General features: G+C 72.5%; 15 protein-coding genes. 8 read left to right on the top strand and 7 right to left on the bottom strand.

Annotation, left to right across the window (positions count from 1 at the left end):
* Positions 1–23 precede the first annotated feature (23 nt).
* The gene (locus tag C8K30_RS22235) at positions 24–1,427 is read right to left on the bottom strand and encodes a HAMP domain-containing sensor histidine kinase (protein WP_108495082.1); all 1,404 of its coding nucleotides are present in this window, start codon (positions 1,425–1,427) and stop codon (positions 24–26) included.
* Positions 1,427–2,110: a response regulator transcription factor gene (locus C8K30_RS22240; protein WP_233257367.1), complete on the bottom strand. Its 684-nt coding sequence runs from the start codon at positions 2,108–2,110 to the stop codon at positions 1,427–1,429. Before C8K30_RS22240 ends, C8K30_RS22235 begins: the two co-directional genes overlap by 1 nt.
* 203 nt (positions 2,111–2,313) lie before the next feature.
* Between C8K30_RS22240 and C8K30_RS22245 the strand changes: the two genes are divergently transcribed.
* From C8K30_RS22245 to C8K30_RS22255, 3 genes are read left to right on the top strand one after another with little or no spacing between them, the layout of a single operon-like run.
* The gene (locus C8K30_RS22245) at positions 2,314–3,432 is read left to right on the top strand and encodes a hypothetical protein (protein WP_108495083.1); all 1,119 of its coding nucleotides are present in this window, start codon (positions 2,314–2,316) and stop codon (positions 3,430–3,432) included.
* Positions 3,429–4,454 (top strand): ABC transporter ATP-binding protein, encoded by a 1,026-nt coding sequence (locus C8K30_RS22250; protein WP_233257368.1) that lies wholly within the window; start codon positions 3,429–3,431, stop codon positions 4,452–4,454. Before C8K30_RS22245 ends, C8K30_RS22250 begins: the two co-directional genes overlap by 4 nt.
* On the top strand, positions 4,451–5,353 hold the full coding sequence (locus C8K30_RS22255; protein WP_108495084.1) for an ABC transporter permease: 903 nt from the start codon (positions 4,451–4,453) through the stop codon (positions 5,351–5,353). Before C8K30_RS22250 ends, C8K30_RS22255 begins: the two co-directional genes overlap by 4 nt.
* Before the next feature lies 1 nt (position 5,354).
* Here the strand turns inward: C8K30_RS22255 and mmuM are convergent, their stop codons facing one another.
* On the bottom strand, positions 5,355–6,257 hold the full coding sequence (mmuM, locus tag C8K30_RS22260) for a homocysteine S-methyltransferase (RefSeq protein WP_108495085.1): 903 nt from the start codon (positions 6,255–6,257) through the stop codon (positions 5,355–5,357).
* Positions 6,258–6,266: 9 nt separating this feature from the next.
* On the bottom strand, positions 6,267–7,649 hold the full coding sequence (locus C8K30_RS22265) for an MFS transporter (protein ID WP_108495086.1): 1,383 nt from the start codon (positions 7,647–7,649) through the stop codon (positions 6,267–6,269).
* Between the two features lie 327 nt (positions 7,650–7,976).
* Here C8K30_RS22265 and murA point away from each other — a divergent pair, with 327 nt between their 5' ends.
* From murA to C8K30_RS22280, 3 genes are all read left to right on the top strand, one after another.
* Positions 7,977–9,293, top strand: a complete 1,317-nt coding sequence (gene murA / locus C8K30_RS22270; protein ID WP_108495087.1) for a UDP-N-acetylglucosamine 1-carboxyvinyltransferase — start codon at positions 7,977–7,979, stop codon at positions 9,291–9,293.
* 112 nt (positions 9,294–9,405) lie between these two features.
* Complete coding sequence (locus C8K30_RS22275) at positions 9,406–10,161, top strand: lysophospholipid acyltransferase family protein (RefSeq protein ID WP_369940843.1); 756 nt, start codon at positions 9,406–9,408, stop codon at positions 10,159–10,161.
* Entirely contained in the window at positions 10,158–11,234 is a 1,077-nt protein-coding gene (locus C8K30_RS22280) for an NAD(P)H-dependent glycerol-3-phosphate dehydrogenase (RefSeq protein WP_369940845.1), read from the top strand. The genes C8K30_RS22275 and C8K30_RS22280 overlap by 4 nt, the downstream gene beginning before the upstream one ends.
* 70 nt (positions 11,235–11,304) lie before the next feature.
* On the opposite strand, the gene C8K30_RS22285 is transcribed toward C8K30_RS22280, so the two are convergent.
* The gene (locus C8K30_RS22285) at positions 11,305–12,009 is read right to left on the bottom strand and encodes a hypothetical protein (RefSeq protein WP_199230638.1); all 705 of its coding nucleotides are present in this window, start codon (positions 12,007–12,009) and stop codon (positions 11,305–11,307) included.
* Between the two features lie 139 nt (positions 12,010–12,148).
* A complete protein-coding gene (locus C8K30_RS22290; protein ID WP_108495089.1) occupies positions 12,149–13,150 on the bottom strand; it encodes a GlxA family transcriptional regulator in 1,002 nt (333 codons plus the stop codon).
* Positions 13,151–13,220: 70 nt separating this feature from the next.
* On the opposite strand from C8K30_RS22290, the gene C8K30_RS22295 reads away from it, so the two are divergent.
* Entirely contained in the window at positions 13,221–14,540 is a 1,320-nt protein-coding gene (locus C8K30_RS22295) for an MFS transporter (RefSeq protein WP_108495242.1), read from the top strand.
* A gap of 143 nt (positions 14,541–14,683) precedes the next feature.
* Positions 14,684–16,126 carry a PLP-dependent aspartate aminotransferase family protein gene (locus C8K30_RS22300; RefSeq protein ID WP_158281098.1) on the top strand — a complete coding sequence of 481 codons (1,443 nt, stop codon included), beginning with the start codon at positions 14,684–14,686 and terminating at the stop codon, positions 16,124–16,126.
* Between the two features lie 304 nt (positions 16,127–16,430).
* On the opposite strand, the gene C8K30_RS22310 is transcribed toward C8K30_RS22300, so the two are convergent.
* Positions 16,431–17,609, bottom strand: coding sequence for an acyl-CoA dehydrogenase family protein (locus tag C8K30_RS22310; RefSeq protein ID WP_108495090.1), 1,179 nt, complete (start codon positions 17,607–17,609; stop codon positions 16,431–16,433).
* Positions 17,610–17,614: the final 5 nt, after the last annotated feature.

Genomic DNA, 17,614 nt, shown 5'->3' on the forward strand with positions numbered 1-17,614 from the left:
CCGATGCTCGGCCGGTCCGGTACTCAGCCGGACCGGGGCCAGACGACGGTGAACCGGGCGCCGCCGTCGGGCGACTCGCCGACGGCGACCCGGCCGCCCCGCCGGCGGACGAGCTCGGCGACCAGTGCCAGGCCGAGGCCGGCGCCGCCGGAGGACCGCGCGCGGTCGTCCGAGGCTCGGTAGAAGCGGTCGAAGACCTGCGCGCGGTGCTCCGGCCGGACGCCCGGGCCGTCGTCGTCGACGAGCACGCGGACGGTGGACCGGCTCGCGAGGACCGACACCACCACCCGCGTGCGGGTGTACCGGCAGGCGTTGCGCAGCAGGTTGTCGAGGACGAGCTCGGTCTCGGTGTGCGCCGCGGCCGCCCAGGCCTGGCCGGTCATGGCGTTGACCGCTATCGGTACAGGCTGCTCCCCGGCGCGCGCCACCGCCGCACGTACCTCGCCGACCAGGTCGACGGAGTCGGCCGGCGGCAGCTCCCCGGCGTCCGACCGCGCCAGCGCCAGCAGCCCGTCGAGCAACGCCGACAACCGTTCGGCGTCGGCGAGGACGTCGGCGTGCACCTCCTGCGAGAGCTGGGGATCGGGGTTGGCCACCGCGACCTCCGACTGCAGGCGGATGGACGCCACGGGGGAGCGCAGCTCGTGCGCCGCGTCACCCGTGAACCGCCGCAGTCGTTCCATGGCGGCGTCCTGCCGGTCCAGCAGGACGTTGAAGTCGTCGGCCAGGGCGCGCAGCTCGCCTGCCGCGGCGTCGGGCACCTCCACCCGGGCGCCGGGTGCGAGACGGCGGACGGACCGGCGCATCCGGGCGACCGGGAGCAGCGCCGACCCGACGGCGAACCAGATCGCGACCCCGGCCACCACGGTCCCGACGAGCGCGGTGCCCAGCAGCCATCGGCTGCCCGACTCCTTGGCGGCTCGCTGCCCCACGAGACCCGTCCCGACGACCACGAGCCGTTGGCTCCCGTCGGGCGCGGTGACGACGGCGCCGTGCCAGCGGACCGGCTGCCGGTCGCCCGCGGTGACCGGGGTGCCGGCCTTCAGCGCGCGAACCTCGTCGCGTCGCAGGATCGGCGGCGCGCCGTCGTCGGCGGATCCGCCCGCGGTGTCGCCTGCTGTGTCGCCTGCGTTGTTGCCGACGGCGTCGCCTGCGGTGTCGAGCACCCGGACCTCCAGGCCGTCGGGCGAGTCGGGCGCCCGGCCGGCGACGACGTCGCGGGCGGCGCCGCTCAGCGCCGCCTGGAGCTCGTCGTCCACCGCGTCCGTCAGGAGCGGCCCGAGGCCCTGGCCGGCGACCATCGCCAGACCCAGCAGGCAGGCCAGCGTGACCGCCGTCGCGAGGGCGGTGATCCGCAGGCGCAGCGAGACGCCCGCCCAGCGCCCGCCCGACTGTCCGCCGGACCTTCCGCCCGACGACGTCGCCACTAGTCAGCGCCTCCGAGCTGGTACCCGTGTCCCCGGACGGTCCGCACCAGGCCCTCGGCACCGGCGGCGGACAGCTTGCGACGCAGGTAGCCGATGTACACCTCGACGACGTTCCGGGTCGCGGCGTGCTCGTCGCCCCAGACCTCGTCCAGCAGCTCCTGCTTGGTCCACACGGTCCCGGCCCGCGTGGCCAGCGCCGCCAGCAGCGTGTACTCGCGCGGGCTCAGGGGCACGTCGACGTCGTCGTACCGCACCGTGCGTGCCCCGCGGTCGATGGTCAGCGGTCCGAGCCGGATCCGGCCGCGCGCGGTTCCCGGCGCCGCGCGGCGCAGGAGGGCGCGCAGCTGGGCGAGCAGCACCACGAAGGAGAACGGCTTGACCAGGTAGCCGTCGGCGCCGAGGTCCAGCCCGTCGGCCTGGTCCACCTCGCCGTCCTTCGCCGACACGAGCAGCACCGGCGTCGCGACCCCGGCGGACCGCAGCTCCTGGAGCACGCGGTACCCGGACAGGCCGGGGATCATGATGTCCAGCAGGATCGCGTCGAACGATCCGGTGCGCGCCAGCCGGAGCGCCGTCGGCCCGTCCGCGGCGACCGCGACGTCCATCCCCTCGGCGCGCAGGCCGCGGTCCAGCGCCTTGCGCACGCCCGGCTCGTCGTCGACCACGAGTATCTGCGGTCTCATGCCTGCCAGCATGCCGCACGTGGCGGCGCTGCGGAGCATTTCCACAGGGAGGACTCCGACGGGGAGAGCACTTCGACCAGGGTGCGTTCCGGTCGCCCTCAGCATGATCTCAGCCGGCGCCGCCTTCTCAGGGGGATCTCAGCCGGCAGGGGGCATTGTCAGAGGTATCGAGCACACTGGTTTCACGAGCGAAGGAGCGGGACATGAGGCCGAGGACGAAGGCGCTGGTCGCTGCCGGGTCGGGCATCGCCGCCGGGCTCGCGGGTCTGGCGCTGACGGCGCTGCCGGCGGGGGCGGACGACGATCCGGTGCTGCCCGCGATCGGCGCGGAGGAACTGGTCACCTCGGCCCTGGCGGCCGAGCCGCCCGCGTTCGCGGGTGTGGCCGAGGTGCAGAACGAGCTCGGGCTGCCCGCGCTGCCCGCGACGACAGGCACGGAGTCCGCGGCGGAGCTGCTCGACTTCGACGAGGTGCGGGTCTTCCACGACAGCGAGGAGAACGCCAGGGTCCAGGTAGAACGGCGGACGTCCGAGCTGACGTTCGTGAAGAACGCGAACGAGGCCTGGGCCTACGACTCGAAGAAGAACGCGGCCAAGCACGTCACCTGGGACGACGCCGACGTCGCCGCCGCGCGGGAGCGCGCCGGGGCGTGGACGGCGGACGGGATGACTGACGGGATGGCCGACCCGTCGCAGGCGGCGGCCGAGATCATCGAGCGCCTTCGCCCGACCAGCGACATGGTCGTGGACGGCACGGCGCGCGTCGCGGACCGGGCGGCGTACGAGCTCGTGCTGACGCCGAAGCCGTCGGAGAAGACGCTGCTGCGGGAGATCACGGTGGCGATCGACGAGGAGACGCGCGTCCCGCTGCGGTTCGACGTGTACGCCAACGGCCGGTCCGAGCCCGTCCTTTCGCTCGGCTTCGTCGAGTTCGAGGTCGGCGCGCAGGACGCGGGCCTGTTCGAGTTCACGCCGCCGGAGGGTGCCGAGGTCGAGACCACCGACGCAGGCGATGCCGCGCGGGCGGCCGGCGAGCGTGCCGGCGCCGAGGACATCGAGCAGAGCACGACGACGGTCGGCGACGGCTGGGACGCGGTGGTGGTCGGCGAGGCCCCTGCTGAGGCGCCGTCCGAGGCTCCCGCCGAGTACGGGCAGGATCTCGACGGGTTGCTGGGCCAGTTCGGTGAGCCGGTGTCGGGCGAGTTCGGTTCCGGCACCCACGTCCAGATCACCGTCGGCGGCGTCATCCTGACCGACGACGGCCGGTTCGCGGCCGGCGCGGTGCCGCAGCAGGTGCTCGTCGACGCCCTGGACGGCCAGTGACCACAGCGCGCGCCGAAGTGGCGGTACCGGAGGCGGAGAATGCTTCCGGTACCGCCCTCGCGGCGCGCACCCGGGGGCTGCGCAAGGTCTATCGCGGCACGGTCGCCGTGGACGGCGTCGACCTGGAGGTCCCGGAGGGCGCCGTCGTCGGGATGCTGGGGCCGAACGGCTCCGGCAAGACGACGACCATTCGGATGCTGCTCGGGCTCGTGCAGCCGACCGAGGGCGAGATCGAGCTGCTGGGCGTGCCGGTGCCGGGGGCCGCCGACCGGGTGCTGCCGCACGTCGGGGCGCTGGTGGAGGGCCCGGGTTTCCACCCGTTCCTGTCCGGCAGGGAGAACCTGCTGCGGTTCGCCGCCGCCGAGCCGCTGCTGGCCCGCGGCGAGCTGGACGGCGCCGTGTCCACTGCGCTGGAGCGGGTAGGCCTCACGGCCGCGGCCAGGAGGAAGTACCGCGCGTACTCGCTCGGTATGAAGCAGCGACTGGGGCTCGCCTCGGCGCTGCTGGCGCCGCGCAGGCTCGTCGTGCTGGACGAGCCGACGAACGGCCTCGACCCGGCCGGTACGCAGGAGGTCCGCCGGATCATCGAGGAGCTGCACGCCAACGGCGTGACGGTGCTCGTCTCGTCGCACCTCCTGGCGGAGGTCGAGGCGACCTGTACCCACGTGGTCGTGCTGAACGAGGGCGTGGTCGTCGCGCAGGGTGCGCTGGACGACCTGCTGGAGTCCGGCAGCCCCACGCTGCTCGTGTCCACGCCCGACGGCGCGCGGGCGGTGGAGGTGCTGCGGGACCAGCGGATCCCCGCGCGGCTCGCGCCGGACGGCGTGCGGGTGGACGTCGCGACGACGCCGCCGGCGAGGGTGATCGAGACGCTGGTCCGGTCCGGCATCGGCGTGGACGAGGCCCGGCGGGAGCGGACCGGGCTGGAGGAGGCCTTCGCGCGGCTGACGCACGACGTCGGCGAGGTGGTTGGTGACGTGGCCGGCGAGCTGGATGCCGACGAGCCGGAGGTGGCGCGATGACTACCCTGCCGACGGCTGACACCGCCCTGTCGGGGACGCTGCCCGCCCGGCGCCGGGCCCCGATCGTCCGCCTGCTGCGGGCCGAGATCCGGTGGATCTTCCGGCGGCCGAGGACGCTGGTCGTGCTCGGCCTGCTTGCCGCGCTCCCGGTGATCACGGGCGTGGCCGTCAACCTCACTGTGGATCCGGGTGCGTCCGCTCCGCCCGGCCCCGGTCCGATCGGGCCGGGCGGGGAGGCGCCGATCTTCGTGACGATGGCCACCAGCGCTTTTGTGCTGCCGCTAGGTTCGCTGATGACGCTGCTGATACTCATGCTGCCGCTCACGGTGGCGATGGCGGGCGGTGACGCACTGGCCGGCGAGCAGTCCACCGGCGCGCTGCGCGGCTGGCTGCTCGCGCCCGTGGCCCGTGGCCGGCTGCTGGTGGTGAAGTCGGTGGGCGTGCTCGCCGTCGCCCTGGTCGCCTCCGCGCTGGTCGTCACGTCCGGCCTGGTGACGGGGCTCGTCCTCGCCGGTACCGACGGCCTGGTGTCGATGTCCGGGACGGAGCTGTCGGTCGGGGACGTGTTGTGGCGGCTCGCCTTCGCGATCGCTTGGTCGACGGTCTACCTGATGGGGGTCGGGGCCGTCGCGCTGGCCATCTCGGCGTCCACCGAGCACCCCATGCTGGTGGTGGTGAGCGTGCTCGGTGGACTGATCGTCTCCCAGGTGCTGCTGCAGTTCTCGGCGCTGGACTGGCTGCACCCGTATCTGCTGCCGACGTCGGTGAACAGCCTCGTCGACCTGATCCGGGACCCGGTGTCGTTCGACGGCCTGGCCGAGGGAGCGGTCCGGGCGCTGTGCTATCTCGTGATCGGCATGTCATTGGCCTATGCCCGGCTGACCACCAAGGACGGGTGAGCTAGCCCGCTCCAGCTACGGCACGAGCGATGTTGCCGATATCGGCAGGGCTCACTCGACAACATCCGCCCACTATTCGCGCGCCGTCGGCTACCCACTGCTGTGCCTGCACAGCGGAAAACCCCGACGACCCGATCCAGGTGCGTCGCTGGGCGTCCCAGCCCTCGCCGCTGTTCGGGTAGGCGATCACCGGCTTCCCGGTGACCTCGCCGGCGGTGGCGATCGCCGCCGACACATCGGACGGAGCACAGCAGTTGACGCCCACCGCCACGACCTCGGGTACGTCCCGTGCGAGCGCGAACGCCTCGGCCAGCGGTTGCCCGGCGCGTGTGCGGTCCCCGTCGATGCTGTACGTCAGCCACACCGGAAGGCCGATCCCGGAAACCACGGTCATCAGCGCTTCCGCCTCGTCCATGTCCGGGATGGTCTCCAGCGCCAGCACGTCCGGCCTCGCGCCGGCCAGCACCTCCAGGCGGGGGCGGTGCCACGCCGCCAGCTCGGCCACGCTCAACCCGTATCGGCCCCGGTACTCCGATCCGTCGGCCAGCGCCGCACCGTAGGGGCCGACCGAGGCCGCCACCCAGCGCTCCCGCCCGTCCTCGGCCATCTCGTCGCGGGCCGCCTGGGCCAGCTCGACGCTGCGCCGCAGCAGCCGCACGGCGTCGTCCCGACCGATACCGTGCGCCGCGAACCCGTCGAACGACGCCTGGTAGCTCGCCGTCGTCGCGATCACCGCTCCGGCCCGGAAGAACGCCAGGTGCGCGGCCATGATCTCCTCGGGGGCGTCGGCCAGCAAGCGTGCCGACCACAGCTGGTCCGAGAGATCATGGCCGCGCGCCTCGAGCTCCGTGGCCAGGCCGCCGTCCGTGACCAGGACGGCGCCGTTCGGATCGAGGAAGCCCACGTGGTGACTCTAGGCCGCTACGTTGTCGTCGTACTCGACGTCGCGCGTCTCGCGGGTCAGAAGCAGCGCGACGAGCGTGATCACCGCCATCGCGGAGAGGTAGACGCCCACGAGGACCGGCGAGCCGTCGGCCTGGGCCCAGAGCCACACCGCGATGAACGGCGCGACGGCGGCGCCGAGCACCGACGACAGGTTGTACGAGATCCCGGAGCCCGTGTACCGGACGTTGGCCGGGAACAGCTCCGGCAGGACGGCGGCCATCGGGCCGAACGTGAGGCCCATGAGCGTGAAGCCGACGATCAGCAGGGTCTGCACGCCGATCTGGCCCGCGGCGAACAGCGGCACGAACAGCCCGCCGAACACGACGATCGCCACCGTGACCCAGATGAGGTGCTTGCGACGGCCGAACCTCTCCGCCATCGGCCCGGACACCAGGGTGAAGATGCCGAAGAACACGACGCCCACGATCAGCATCCAGAGGAAGTCGATCTTCTCGTAGCCGAGGCCGGCGGGGGAGCCGTCGGTGGGCTCGGTCAGCGCGACGCCGTAGTTCAGGGTGAACGTCGTCATCAGGTAGAACAGCGCGTACGTGGCCAGCATGATGAACGTGCCGGAGACGATCTGCCGCCACGACGTCCGGAACACGCGGGCCACCGGCACCCTGGTGACGGCCTCGGCCTCGATCACCTTGCGGAAGGCGGGCGTCTCGAGCAGCGAGAGCCGCACCCACAGGCCGACGATCACGAGGATCGCGGACGCGAGGAACGGGATGCGCCAGCCCCAGTCGGCGAACTGCTCGGGCGTCAGAGAGGTCGACAGGGCGATGAACACCGTGTTGGCGAGTATGAAACCGATGGGTGCGCCGAGCTGCGGGAACGTTCCGTAGATGGCGCGCTTGCCCTGCGGCGCGTTCTCCGTGGCGAGCAGCGCTGCGCCGCTCCACTCGCCGCCGAGGCCCAGGCCCTGGCAGAAGCGCGCCAGCACGAGCACGGCAGGGGCGGCCACTGCCCAGCCGGGCGTGGCCGCCGCGGGGATGAGGCCGATCAGGATCGTCGCGATACCCATCGTGAGCAGCGAGGCGACGAGGGTCGCCTTGCGGCCGACGCGGTCGCCGAAGTGCCCGAACAGCACCGAGCCGACGGGCCGCGCCACGAAGGCGACGCCGAACACGGCGAACGACGACAGGAGCTGCGTGGTCGGGTCCTCGGCGTTCGGGAAGAACAGCGCGGGGAAGACCAGCGAGGCGGCGGTCGCGTAGATGTAGAAGTCGTAGAACTCGATGGACGTACCGATGAGGGAGGCGACGACGACGCGGCCGCGGGGGTTCCCGGCCGGCGCGTCGCTCTGCCCGCCGTCGGCGGTGCCGACGGTCGGCGTTGCGGAGGTGCTCATGCGGGTGAGATTAGGCAATCTGTCCGCGATCCGGGAGGCGCGTCTCAGAGTCTGGGAGGGGGCTTGACGTAGGCTGCCGACGTCGAGATGGCGTGGGTACGGCCCTCGCGCCGCGCGGGCAGGTGCAGGCCCTGTGCGGGAGCGGCGTGTCGAACTGCGGCAGGGTGCGTCGCGAGTGAAGGTGTAGTGAACGGTGAATACTCCCGCCGCTCCACGTGTTGGCACGACCGGCGGTGGGGGGCAGGATCGACCGGGCGCCCAGAGCCGCCAACGCAAGCTCCGCTATCGGAAATCCATCATCGGAACGAACGAGACGACGACGAGGATATGAACGATCTGCTGTATGTGAACGGCGGCAACCCGTTGAACGGGACCATCACCGTTCGAGGCGCAAAGAACTTCGTGTCGAAGTCCATGGTGGCTTCCTTGCTGGGGGAGACCCCGAGCGTGCTGCGGAACGTCCCGCAGATCCGTGACGTCAAGGTCGTCTCGGGGCTCCTGGACCTGCACGGCGTGAACGTCAAGTACGACACCGACGCCGGCATCCTGGACCTCGACCCGTCCAACGTCGAGTCCGCCCACGTGGCAGACATCGACGCCCACGCCGGCTCCAGCCGCATCCCGATCCTGTTCTGCGGGCCGCTGCTGCACCGCCTCGGCGAGGCGTTCATCCCGGACCTGGGCGGCTGCCGCATCGGCGACCGCCCGATCAACTACCACCTCGACATCCTGCGCCAGTTCGGCGCCGTCGTGGACAAGCGGCCCAACGGCATCCACCTGCGGGCGCCGCGCCGCCTGCAGGGCACCAAGATCTCGCTGCCCTACCCGTCGGTGGGCGCCACGGAGCAGACGCTCCTGACGGCGGTCCGCGCCGACGGCATCACCGAGCTCTCGGGCGCGGCGATCGAGCCCGAGATCATGGACCTCATCGCGGTGCTGCAGAAGATGGGCGCCATCATCTCGGTCGACACCGACCGCGTGATCCGCATCGAGGGCGTCGACCGCCTCGAGGGGTACAGCCACACCGCCCTGAACGACCGGATCGAGACCGCGTCCTGGGCCTCGGCGGCCCTGGCCACGGGCGGCGACATCACCGTCAAGGGCGCCACGCAGCCCGAGATGATGACGTTCCTCAACACCTTCCGGAAGGTCGGCGGCCGGTTCGAGGTGCAGGACGACGGCATCCGCTTCTGGCACGCCGGCGGCGACCTCAAGTCCATCGTGCTGGAGACCGACGTCCACCCGGGCTTCATGACCGACTGGCAGCAGCCGCTCGTCGTCGCGCTCACGCAGGCCACCGGCCTGTCCATCGTGCACGAGACCGTGTACGAGAACCGCTTCGGCTTCACCGACGCGCTGCGCAAGATGGGCGCCACGATCCAGGTCTACAAGGAGTGCCTGGGCGGTCGCGACTGCCGGTTCGGCCAGCGCAACTTCCACCACTCCGCCGTCGTCTCCGGCCCGACGCCGCTCTCCGCGGCGGACATCGAGGTCCCGGACCTGCGCGGCGGGTTCAGCCACCTCATCGCGGCGCTGGCCGCCAAGGGCCAGTCGACGGTGCGCGGCATCGGCCTGATCGACCGCGGCTACGAGAACTTCCAGGACAAGCTGGAGGCGCTGGGCGCCGAGGTCGTCCGCGGCTGAGGTTTCTTCCCTCGTGCGTGTCAGACGCTCAGGTCACTCCCCCCGTGACCTGAGCGTCTGACACGTCAGGCGGGGGCAGGGGTTCGCGGTTCGGCCGAGTATTCTTTCGGCCGTGTCCATCCCACGCCCTGAGTCACGCATGTATCGCTTCGTCGCGTTCATCGTGCGGAACCTCATGTTCGCGCTGTGCAAGTACGAGTGGAAGGGCGGCGAGAACTTCCCGGCCAAGGGCGGGTTCATTGCCGCGGCCAACCACGTCACGGAGCTCGACGCGCTGACGCTGGCGCACTACCTCTTCGACATGGGCCGTGAGCCCCGCATCCTGGCCAAGCGCGGCCTGTTCGACTCGCCGCTGACGGGGTGGGCGCTGCGGGGCACCAAGATGATCCCGGTGGACCGCGACTCCACGAAGTCCGCCGAGTCGCTGAAGGACGCCGCGAGCCAGCTCGGCGACGGCGCCTGCGTGGCGATCCTGCCGGAGGGAACGCTGACACGGGACCCCGACTACTGGCCGATGGAGGGCAAGACGGGCGTGGCCCGCATCGCGCTGACGACGCGCCTGCCGGTGCTGCCGGTCGCGCAGTGGGGCGTCACGGAGATCCTCGGCCGGTACAGCCGCGTGCTCAAGCCGTTCCCGCGCAAGAAGGTGACCATCCAGACCGGCCCGCCCGTGGACCTGAGCGACCTCTACGACCGGCCGCAGGACACCGCCACGCTCCGCGAGGCCACGAGCCGCATCATGGACGCCATCACCGCCGAGCTGGAGCAGATCCGCGGGGAGGTCGCGCCCAAGCCGCGCTTCGACCTGCGCAAGCACCCCGAGTACGAGGCCAAGATGACGAACTACCCGCCGGTGGAGCGCCCGTGAGCGCCCCGGCAGAGCAGACGCAGCCGGAGCAAGCACAGCCGGAGCAGACCCCCGCAGCGCAGCCCAAGGTCGCAGTGCTCGGTGCAGGCTCGATGGGCACCACGTTCGCGATGGTCCTGGCCGACGCCGGGTGCGACGTCACCCTGTGGGGCCGCGACGCCGACGTGCTCGACGCCGTCGACCGGAAGCACCGCAACGAGAAGTACCTGCCGGGCGTGCAGCTGCCCGCGATGCACGGCACCATCGACCCGGCCGTCGCCCTGCGGGGCGCGTCGATAGTGGTCGTGTCGGTGCCGTCCCAGGTGGCGCGCGCGACCCTGGAGTCGATGAAGGACCTGGTGCGCGAGCTGGCGACGCCGGACGCGGTCTTCGTCTCCCTGATGAAGGGCGTGGAGCTCGGCACGGACAAGCGCATGAGCCAGGTCATGGCCGAGGTGCTGGACCTGCCCGACGAGCGCGTCGCCATCGTCTCGGGCCCCAACCTGGCTCCGGAGATCGCGCAGCGGCAGCCGACGGCGACCGTCGTCGCCTCGCGCAGCGAGGCCACGGCCCAGCTCGTCGCGTCCGCGTGCGTGACCAGCTACTTCCGCCCCTACACGAACACCGACGTCGTGGGCGTCGAGCTGTGCGGCGCGGTGAAGAACATCATCGCGCTAGCTGCGGGCATGGCGCAGGGCCGCGGGTTCGGCTGGAACACGATCGCGACGCTCATCACCCGCGGCCTCGTGGAGATCACGCGCCTCGGCCTCGCGCTGGGGGCCGACGCCGCCACGTTCTCCGGGCTGGCCGGAATGGGCGACCTGATCGCGACGTGCGCGTCGCCGCTGTCGCGCAACCACCGGCTCGGCAAGCACTTCGGTGAGGGACTCACCGTCGCAGAGGCCATCAAGGCGACCGGCGGCACGGCCGAGGGCGTCAAGTCGTCGGAGTCGGTGCTCGAGCTGGCGCGGGCGCACGGAGTCGAGATGCCGATCACGGAGGGCGTGGTCGAGGTGCTGGCGGGCAGGCTTCCCCTGTCCGACCTCGCGGCCACGCTGTTCTCGCGGCCCCAGAAGTCGGAGGTCGCCGGCTGAGCGGCTGCCCTGGTGACCGGTCGAGCTGACCGGTCATCCGGCACGCTGCGCCCGCCGCAGGCGTGGCCGGTCAGTGCTGGATGTCGACCACGACGCGCGTCGGGTTCTCCAGGAGGAACACGCGGAACGGGTGCTCGGTCTCGTCCACCCCGATGAACGCCGTCGTGTACCCCTCGAACCAGTAGCGGTACACGATCTCGTCGATCGTCTCCGTGTCGGCGGGCTCGATGCGGTCGCCCGCGAACTCCTCGACGCCGCTGTCCGTCGGGGCCGCCGTGCCCGACAGCGACACGCGCAGGATCGCGTCGCCGTCGACCGCGACGGCGTGCCCGGAGCCGTCGTCGGTCGCCTTGTCCACGTACTCGACGCGCCAGCCCGGCTTGCCGCTGCCCTTGCCGTCGAGGTCGAACACGACGCGGTCGTAGCCGTCGTGCCTGGCGGCGCGCACGTCCGTGACGGAGAGGAAGGTCTCGCCCGCGCCCGTGGGCTCGGCCGTGTCGGGCTCCGTGTTCGCCGCGAAGGGCGGGCCCGGGGCGGCCTCGGTCGCCGTGGCGGCCGGCTCGGGTGTGTCGTCGCCCGTCTCCGGATCCTCGGTGGCTTTCGTGTCCGACGGCGTCGGCTCGGCAGGCTCCGAGACGATCGGCGCGGGGCTCGACTCGCCGGGCAATCCGTCGTTGGCGTGCTCGTCGCCACCCAAGGTGCACCCGGCCAGGAGCAGTGCGGCGAGCAGTACCCCGGCCTGCATGAACGTGGTCGTTCTCCGTTGCGTCCGCATGGTTCGAGATTAGTCCGATCAAGGGCTACGCGGACACGAAAGGCCACGGGCGGCGCCGACCCGCAACTTAGCCGTTCGCCTTGTCTGGTCCCCTTGGCGAACGGCACCGGATACGTGATCCGGGTCGCCGTGTCGGCGTTCAGGCCGCGGCGCGGAACGTCCTGCGGTAGGCCGACGGCGTCACGCCGAGGGTCGCCTGGACGTGCGCGCGCAGCGACTGCGCCGTCCCGAAACCGCACCGTTGCGCCACCTGCTCCACCGAGAGGTCGGAGGACTCCAGCAGGGTCCGCGCATGCTCGACCCGCTGCCTCAGGAGCCACTGGCCGGGGCTCTCGCCGGTCTCGTCGCGGAACCGGCGGGTGAACGTCCGCACCGACATCGCGGCGTGCCGGGCCATTGCGGCCAGCGTGACGGGCTCGGCCAGCCGTTCCGCGGCCCAGGCGCGAGTCGCGGCGGTACCGGGCCCGTCGGCGTCGGGCAGGGGGCGCGCGATGTACTGCGCCTGGCCGCCGTCCCGGTGCGGGGGCACCACTGTGCGGCGGGCGACGTCGAGCGCGATCGCGGCGCCGTGATCACGCCGCACCACGTGCAGGCACAGGTCGATCCCGGAGGCGACGCCCGCCGCGGTGAGCACGTCGCCGTCGTCCGTGTACAGCACACCTGAGTCCAGCTTGACCTGGGGAAAGAGGCTATGGAAGTGCTCGGCAGAGCTCCAGTGCGTGGTGGCCGGGCGGCCGTCGAGGATCCCGGCGGCGGCGAGCGCGAAGGCGCCGATGCAGATCGACATGAGCCGCGTGCCCGGCCGGATGCGCCGGAAGGCGTCCTCGAGCTCCGGGGTGAGGCGGCCCTCGTCGTACACCGGCCCGAACTCGTGCGACGCGGGGACGACCACCGTGTCCGCCGTCTCCAGGGCCTCGGGGCCGTTAGCCACCTGGACCACCACGTCCGAGTCGGACTGCACGGCGCCGGGTTTGCCGGCCGTGCAGGTCACTACCTCGTAGAGGGGCCGGCGCTCGGCGTCGCGCGCCGTGCCGAAGATGCGGTGCGCGATCCCGAGCTCGAACGGGATGAACCCGTCGACGATCAGCACGACGACACGGTGCGGGACGGGTGCCGGTGGAGCTGTGAGTGATCGGGCCATGGCCCGATCCTATTGCACCGTGACCTTCCGGTCACTGTCCCCGATCGCGCCGCTCCAGCAGGCTGAGCCCATGACGCAGCTCAGCACCCCAGTGCCCGACGCCGAGGGCACGTCGGCCCCGCCGTCGGACCCCCGCCGCCCCACCCCGCGCATCCACCCCGCCTGGTGGGTGGCCCTGGTCAGCTTCGTGACCGTCATGTGCGCCGCCGCGTTCACCGCGGCTCCAGGCCTGTTCGTGGACCCGCTGAACGCGGAGCTCGGCTGGTCGCGCGCGACCATCGGCTTCGGCATCGGCCTGCAGGTAGTCCTGTACGGGCTGACGGCGCCGTTCGCCGCCGCGCTCATGGACCGGTTCGGCATGCGGCCCGTCGTCACCGCTGCGCTGGTCGTCATCACCGGCGGGGCACTGTCGACGGTGTGGATGTCGGAGCCGTGGCAGTTCGTGCTCGGCTGGGGGGTCCTGGTCGGGGTGGGGAGCGGCAGCATGGCGCTCGCCTTCACCGCGACGGTGACCGGGCGCTGGTTCGTGGCCCGGCGCGGCCTGGTCAGCGGCGTGCTGACGGCGGCGACGGCGTCGGGCCAGCTCGTTTTCCTGCCGCTGCTCGCGTGGATCGTCGAGAACCAGGGCTGGCGGCCGGCGTCGGTCACGGTTGCCATCGCCGCGCTCGTGGCGATCCCGCTCGTGCTCTTCCTGCTGCGCGACCACCCTGCGGACATGGGGCTCGCGCCCTACGGCGGCGAGTACGCCCCCAAGCCCGCGCCGGCCCGCGGTGCGGCCCGGCGCGCGGTCACCGCCCTGTTCGACGCCGCCCGCACCGGCCCGTTCTGGCTCCTGGCGGGCGCGTTCGCCATCTGCGGCGCGACGACGAACGGGCTGGTCCGCACCCACTTCGTGCCCGGCGCGCACGACCACGGCATGCCGATGACCGTGGCCGCGAGCCTGCTCGCCGTGATCGGGGTCGTGGACGTGATCGGCACCATCGGGTCGGGCTTTCTGACCGACCGCTACTCGCCCCGCGTCCTGCTGGGCGTCTACTACACGCTGCGCGGCGTCTCGCTGCTGTTCCTGCCGTCGCTCATGGCTCCGTTCGTCGAGATGCCGATGATCTTCTTCATCGTGTTCTACGGGCTGGACTGGGTGGCGACCGTGCCGCCCACGCTCGCCCTGTGTCGCGAGTTCTACGGCGAGGACGCGCCGATCGTGTTCGGCTGGGTGCTCGCCGCGCACCAGGTCGGGGCGGGGATCGTGGCGTTCGCGGGCGGCCTGGTCCGGGACATGACCGGCTCGTACGACGCCGTCTGGTACGGCGCGGGCGCCCTGTGCGCGGGGGCCGCGCTCATGTCGCTGGTGATCCGGCGGGTCAAGCAGGGGAGCGAGGTCGCGGCCTGAGGTCCCCGGCGGTGGGCGGGGTGCCTGGCGCGCGGGCGAGGCCCGGCTCGGCCCGGCCGCGTCGGCTCCGGAGGCCAGGAGGTCCAGGCCACGCTCCGGGACGGCTGCGGCCCGGGCGCTCGCGCGGACGTATTCTCGCGCCCATGAGCACCACCCCTGAGCACCGTGCGCCGTCCGCGCTTTCGCCCGCCACCGTCGTCGTCACTGCCGGACGCCCCGACCGTGAGCAGGGCGGGCACGTGAACCCGTCCGTCCCAATGAACTCGACGTACGTCTCGCGCGGCGTGATCACGCCCGGCGAGCTGTCGTACGCGCGCGGCGACAACGACGCGTGGCACCCGTTCGAGGCGGCGCTCGTCGCGCTGGAGTGCGGCGACGGCGGGGCTGCCGGCGGCGATGGCGGGACCGCCGACGGCGATGGCGGGGCCGCCGGCAGCGACGGTGGGGCCGACGGCGGAACGGCCCGCGGCGAAGGGATCGTCTTCGGCTCGGGCATGGCGGCGATCGCCGCCGTCTTCTCCCTGGTGCCCGACGGCGGCACGATCGTGCTGCCGCGGCACGCCTACCAGGCGGGCATGGTGCTCGCCGACCAGATCAGGGACCGGCACGGGGTGACCCTGCGGCACGTCGACATCGCGGACACCGACGCCGTGGTCGCGGCCCTGGACGGCGCCGACCTGCTGCTCGCCGAGTCGCCCACCAACCCCATGCTGGAGGTCGCGGACCTGCCGGCGGTGCTGGCCGCGGCGCGGGAGCGCGGGGTGCGCTCGGTGGTGGACAACACGTTCGCGACGCCGCTGGGTCAGCGGCCGCTGGAGCACGGCGCCGACATCGTGCTCCACTCCGTCACGAAGTACCTGGCCGGCCACTCCGACGTCGTCCTGGGTGCGCTCGTGACGCGCGACGCCGCCCTGGCCGCCACCCTGCGCGAGCACCGCACGCTGCACGGCGCGATCGCCGGACCGTTCGAGGTGTGGCTCGCCCTGCGCGGCCTGCGCACCCTGGCCCTGCGCTTCGAGCGCGCCCAGGCGAACGCGGCCGAGCTCGCCCGGCGTCTCGCGGAGCATCCCGAGGTCGCCGAGGTGCGGCACCCCTCCCTGCCCGGCGATCCCGGCCATGAGCGCGCCAAGGCCCAGATGAACGGTTTCGGCGCGATCCTCGGCGTCCGGCCGGCGCCGCGTCCCGGGGTCGCGGGGTCAGCCGGGGTCGCGGGGTCTGCCGGATCCGCAGGTTCTGCTGGGTCCGCGGGTTCTGCCGGTTCTGCCGAGTCGGCGGGTTCTGCCGGTTCTGCCGGGTCCGCAGGTTCTGTCGGGGCTGCCGGGTCCGCGGGTTCTGCCGGTTCTGCCGAGGCTGCCGATTCTGCCGGGACGGGGGCGGACGCCGTCGAGCGCGCCGACGCCGTCGTCGACGCCGTGCGCCTGTGGCTTCCCGCCACGTCGCTCGGCGGGGTGGAGTCCATGCTGGAGCGCCGCCGCCGCTGGGGTACCGAGGCGGCGACGGTACCCGAGGACCTGCTGCGCCTGTCGGTCGGCATCGAGGACGTCGAGGACCTCTGGGCGGACCTGGACCAGGCCCTCCGCTCCTGAACCCGACCGCGCTGCCCGACCCGCAAGCTGCCGGTGACCGAGTCCGTCGAACCGAACAGCAAGTTGCCGGTCGATCCGTCGACGCCGAACCGCAAGTTGCCGGTGAGCGGGGGGCGCCGAACCGCAAGACACGCCGATGTCGCTGAGCGGATTCGGCGTGTCGTTTCGGTTCGGCGGACGGGGCTACCGTCAACCTGCGGTTCGGCGCAACCGGTCACCAGTGACTTGCGGTTCGGCGGGCTCGGTCACCAGTGACTTGCGGTTCGGCGCCAGGCTTCGGCGGGGTGGGGTCCGGCGAGGGCTGCTATTCCAACGGGCCCAGGAGGGACTGGGCTACCGTTGCGTGGGCCGCGTCGTCGCTGGACGGGTGGAAGATTCCCGCGAGCACGTCCCGGTAGAGGCGGCCGAGCTCGGACCGGTTGAAGTAGGTAGAGCCGCCCGCCACCCGGATCGCCTGGTCCACGACCTCCCGCGCGGCCTCGGTGACGCGCACCTTCAGCCCGGCGGTCGCCCGGAACCAGCCCGCGCCACGGTCCAGCGTGGGGTCCGACGCCGACGCGTCGAGGTCCCGGGTGATCCCGTCGAGCTGGAGCCAGACGCTGTCCTGCGCCAGCGCCATGTCGGCGATGCGGCGCCGGACGTCGGGGTCCTGCGAGTACGCCTTGCCGGTCTTCATCGACGTGCGCTTCCCGGCGGCCTCGACGGCGAGCTCCAGCGCCCGGTCCGCGATTCCCGCGTACACCGAGGCGAGCAGCACCTCGAACGACGTGAAGATGCCCAGGACGTACGGGTCCAGCGACGGCCCGGGCGGCAGCAGGCGCAGCACCCGGTCGGCGGGCGCATGGGCGCCGTCGAGCACCGTGGACCGCGACTGGGAGGCGCGCATGCCGATCGTGTCCCAGTCGTCGAGGATCTCGAACCCGCCGCCGTCGCGCGTGACGAACGCGTGCACGAGCCGCGGCTCGCGGCCCCTTCCGGGGTGGCCGCCGCCCGACGAGTCGAGCCCCAGCACGCCAAGGCGCGTCCAGGCGGGGGAGTTGGACGTGAAGATCTTGGTGCCGTGGAACGAGTACCCGCCGGCGCCGTCGGGCCGTGCCTCCGTGCGCGAGCCGAGCAGCACCAGGTCGTTGCCCGGCTCCGAGTAGCCGAAGCCGAACACCTCGCCCGACGCCGCCTCCTCCAGCAGCCAGTCCAGCGAGGAGTCACCGCGTTCGTGCAGGTAGCGGCCGACGCCGACCCACACGTGGTGCATGTTCACGGCCAGCGCCGTGGCGGGCGCGTGCGCGGCCATCCGGGCCTGTTCGTGGGCGGTCTCGCGCAGGGTGAGCCCCGCGCCGCCGAAGGCCGCTGGCACCATCGCGGCGAGGTAGCCGACGGCCTGGAGGTCGGCGAGGTCCTCGACGAAGAAGGCGTTGTCGCGGTCGTTGTCGGCGGCACGCTCGCGCAGGCCGGCCAGCAGCTCGTCGGACAGGAGGTGAGTCACGCCAC

The sequence above is a fragment of the Promicromonospora sp. AC04 genome (genome assembly GCF_003058225.1).
In the GTDB taxonomy this organism is placed as follows: domain Bacteria; phylum Actinomycetota; class Actinomycetes; order Actinomycetales; family Cellulomonadaceae; genus Promicromonospora.

Bases quoted from the DNA above. Each gene is read 5' to 3' on its own strand.
- murA (WP_108495087.1), top strand. From the start codon at position 7,977: ATGAACGATCTGCTGTATGTGAACGGCGGCAACCCGTTGAACGGGACC.
- C8K30_RS22240 (WP_233257367.1), bottom strand. From the start codon at position 2,110: ATGAGACCGCAGATACTCGTGGTCGACGACGAGCCGGGCGTGCGCAAG.
- C8K30_RS22265 (WP_108495086.1), bottom strand. From the start codon at position 7,649: ATGAGCACCTCCGCAACGCCGACCGTCGGCACCGCCGACGGCGGGCAG.
- C8K30_RS22245 (WP_108495083.1), top strand. From the start codon at position 2,314: ATGAGGCCGAGGACGAAGGCGCTGGTCGCTGCCGGGTCGGGCATCGCC.
- C8K30_RS22285 (WP_199230638.1), bottom strand. From the start codon at position 12,009: ATGCGGACGCAACGGAGAACGACCACGTTCATGCAGGCCGGGGTACTG.
- C8K30_RS22290 (WP_108495089.1), bottom strand. From the start codon at position 13,150: ATGGCCCGATCACTCACAGCTCCACCGGCACCCGTCCCGCACCGTGTC.
- C8K30_RS22300 (WP_158281098.1), top strand. From the start codon at position 14,684: ATGAGCACCACCCCTGAGCACCGTGCGCCGTCCGCGCTTTCGCCCGCC.
- C8K30_RS22255 (WP_108495084.1), top strand. From the start codon at position 4,451: ATGACTACCCTGCCGACGGCTGACACCGCCCTGTCGGGGACGCTGCCC.
- C8K30_RS22295 (WP_108495242.1), top strand. From the start codon at position 13,221: ATGACGCAGCTCAGCACCCCAGTGCCCGACGCCGAGGGCACGTCGGCC.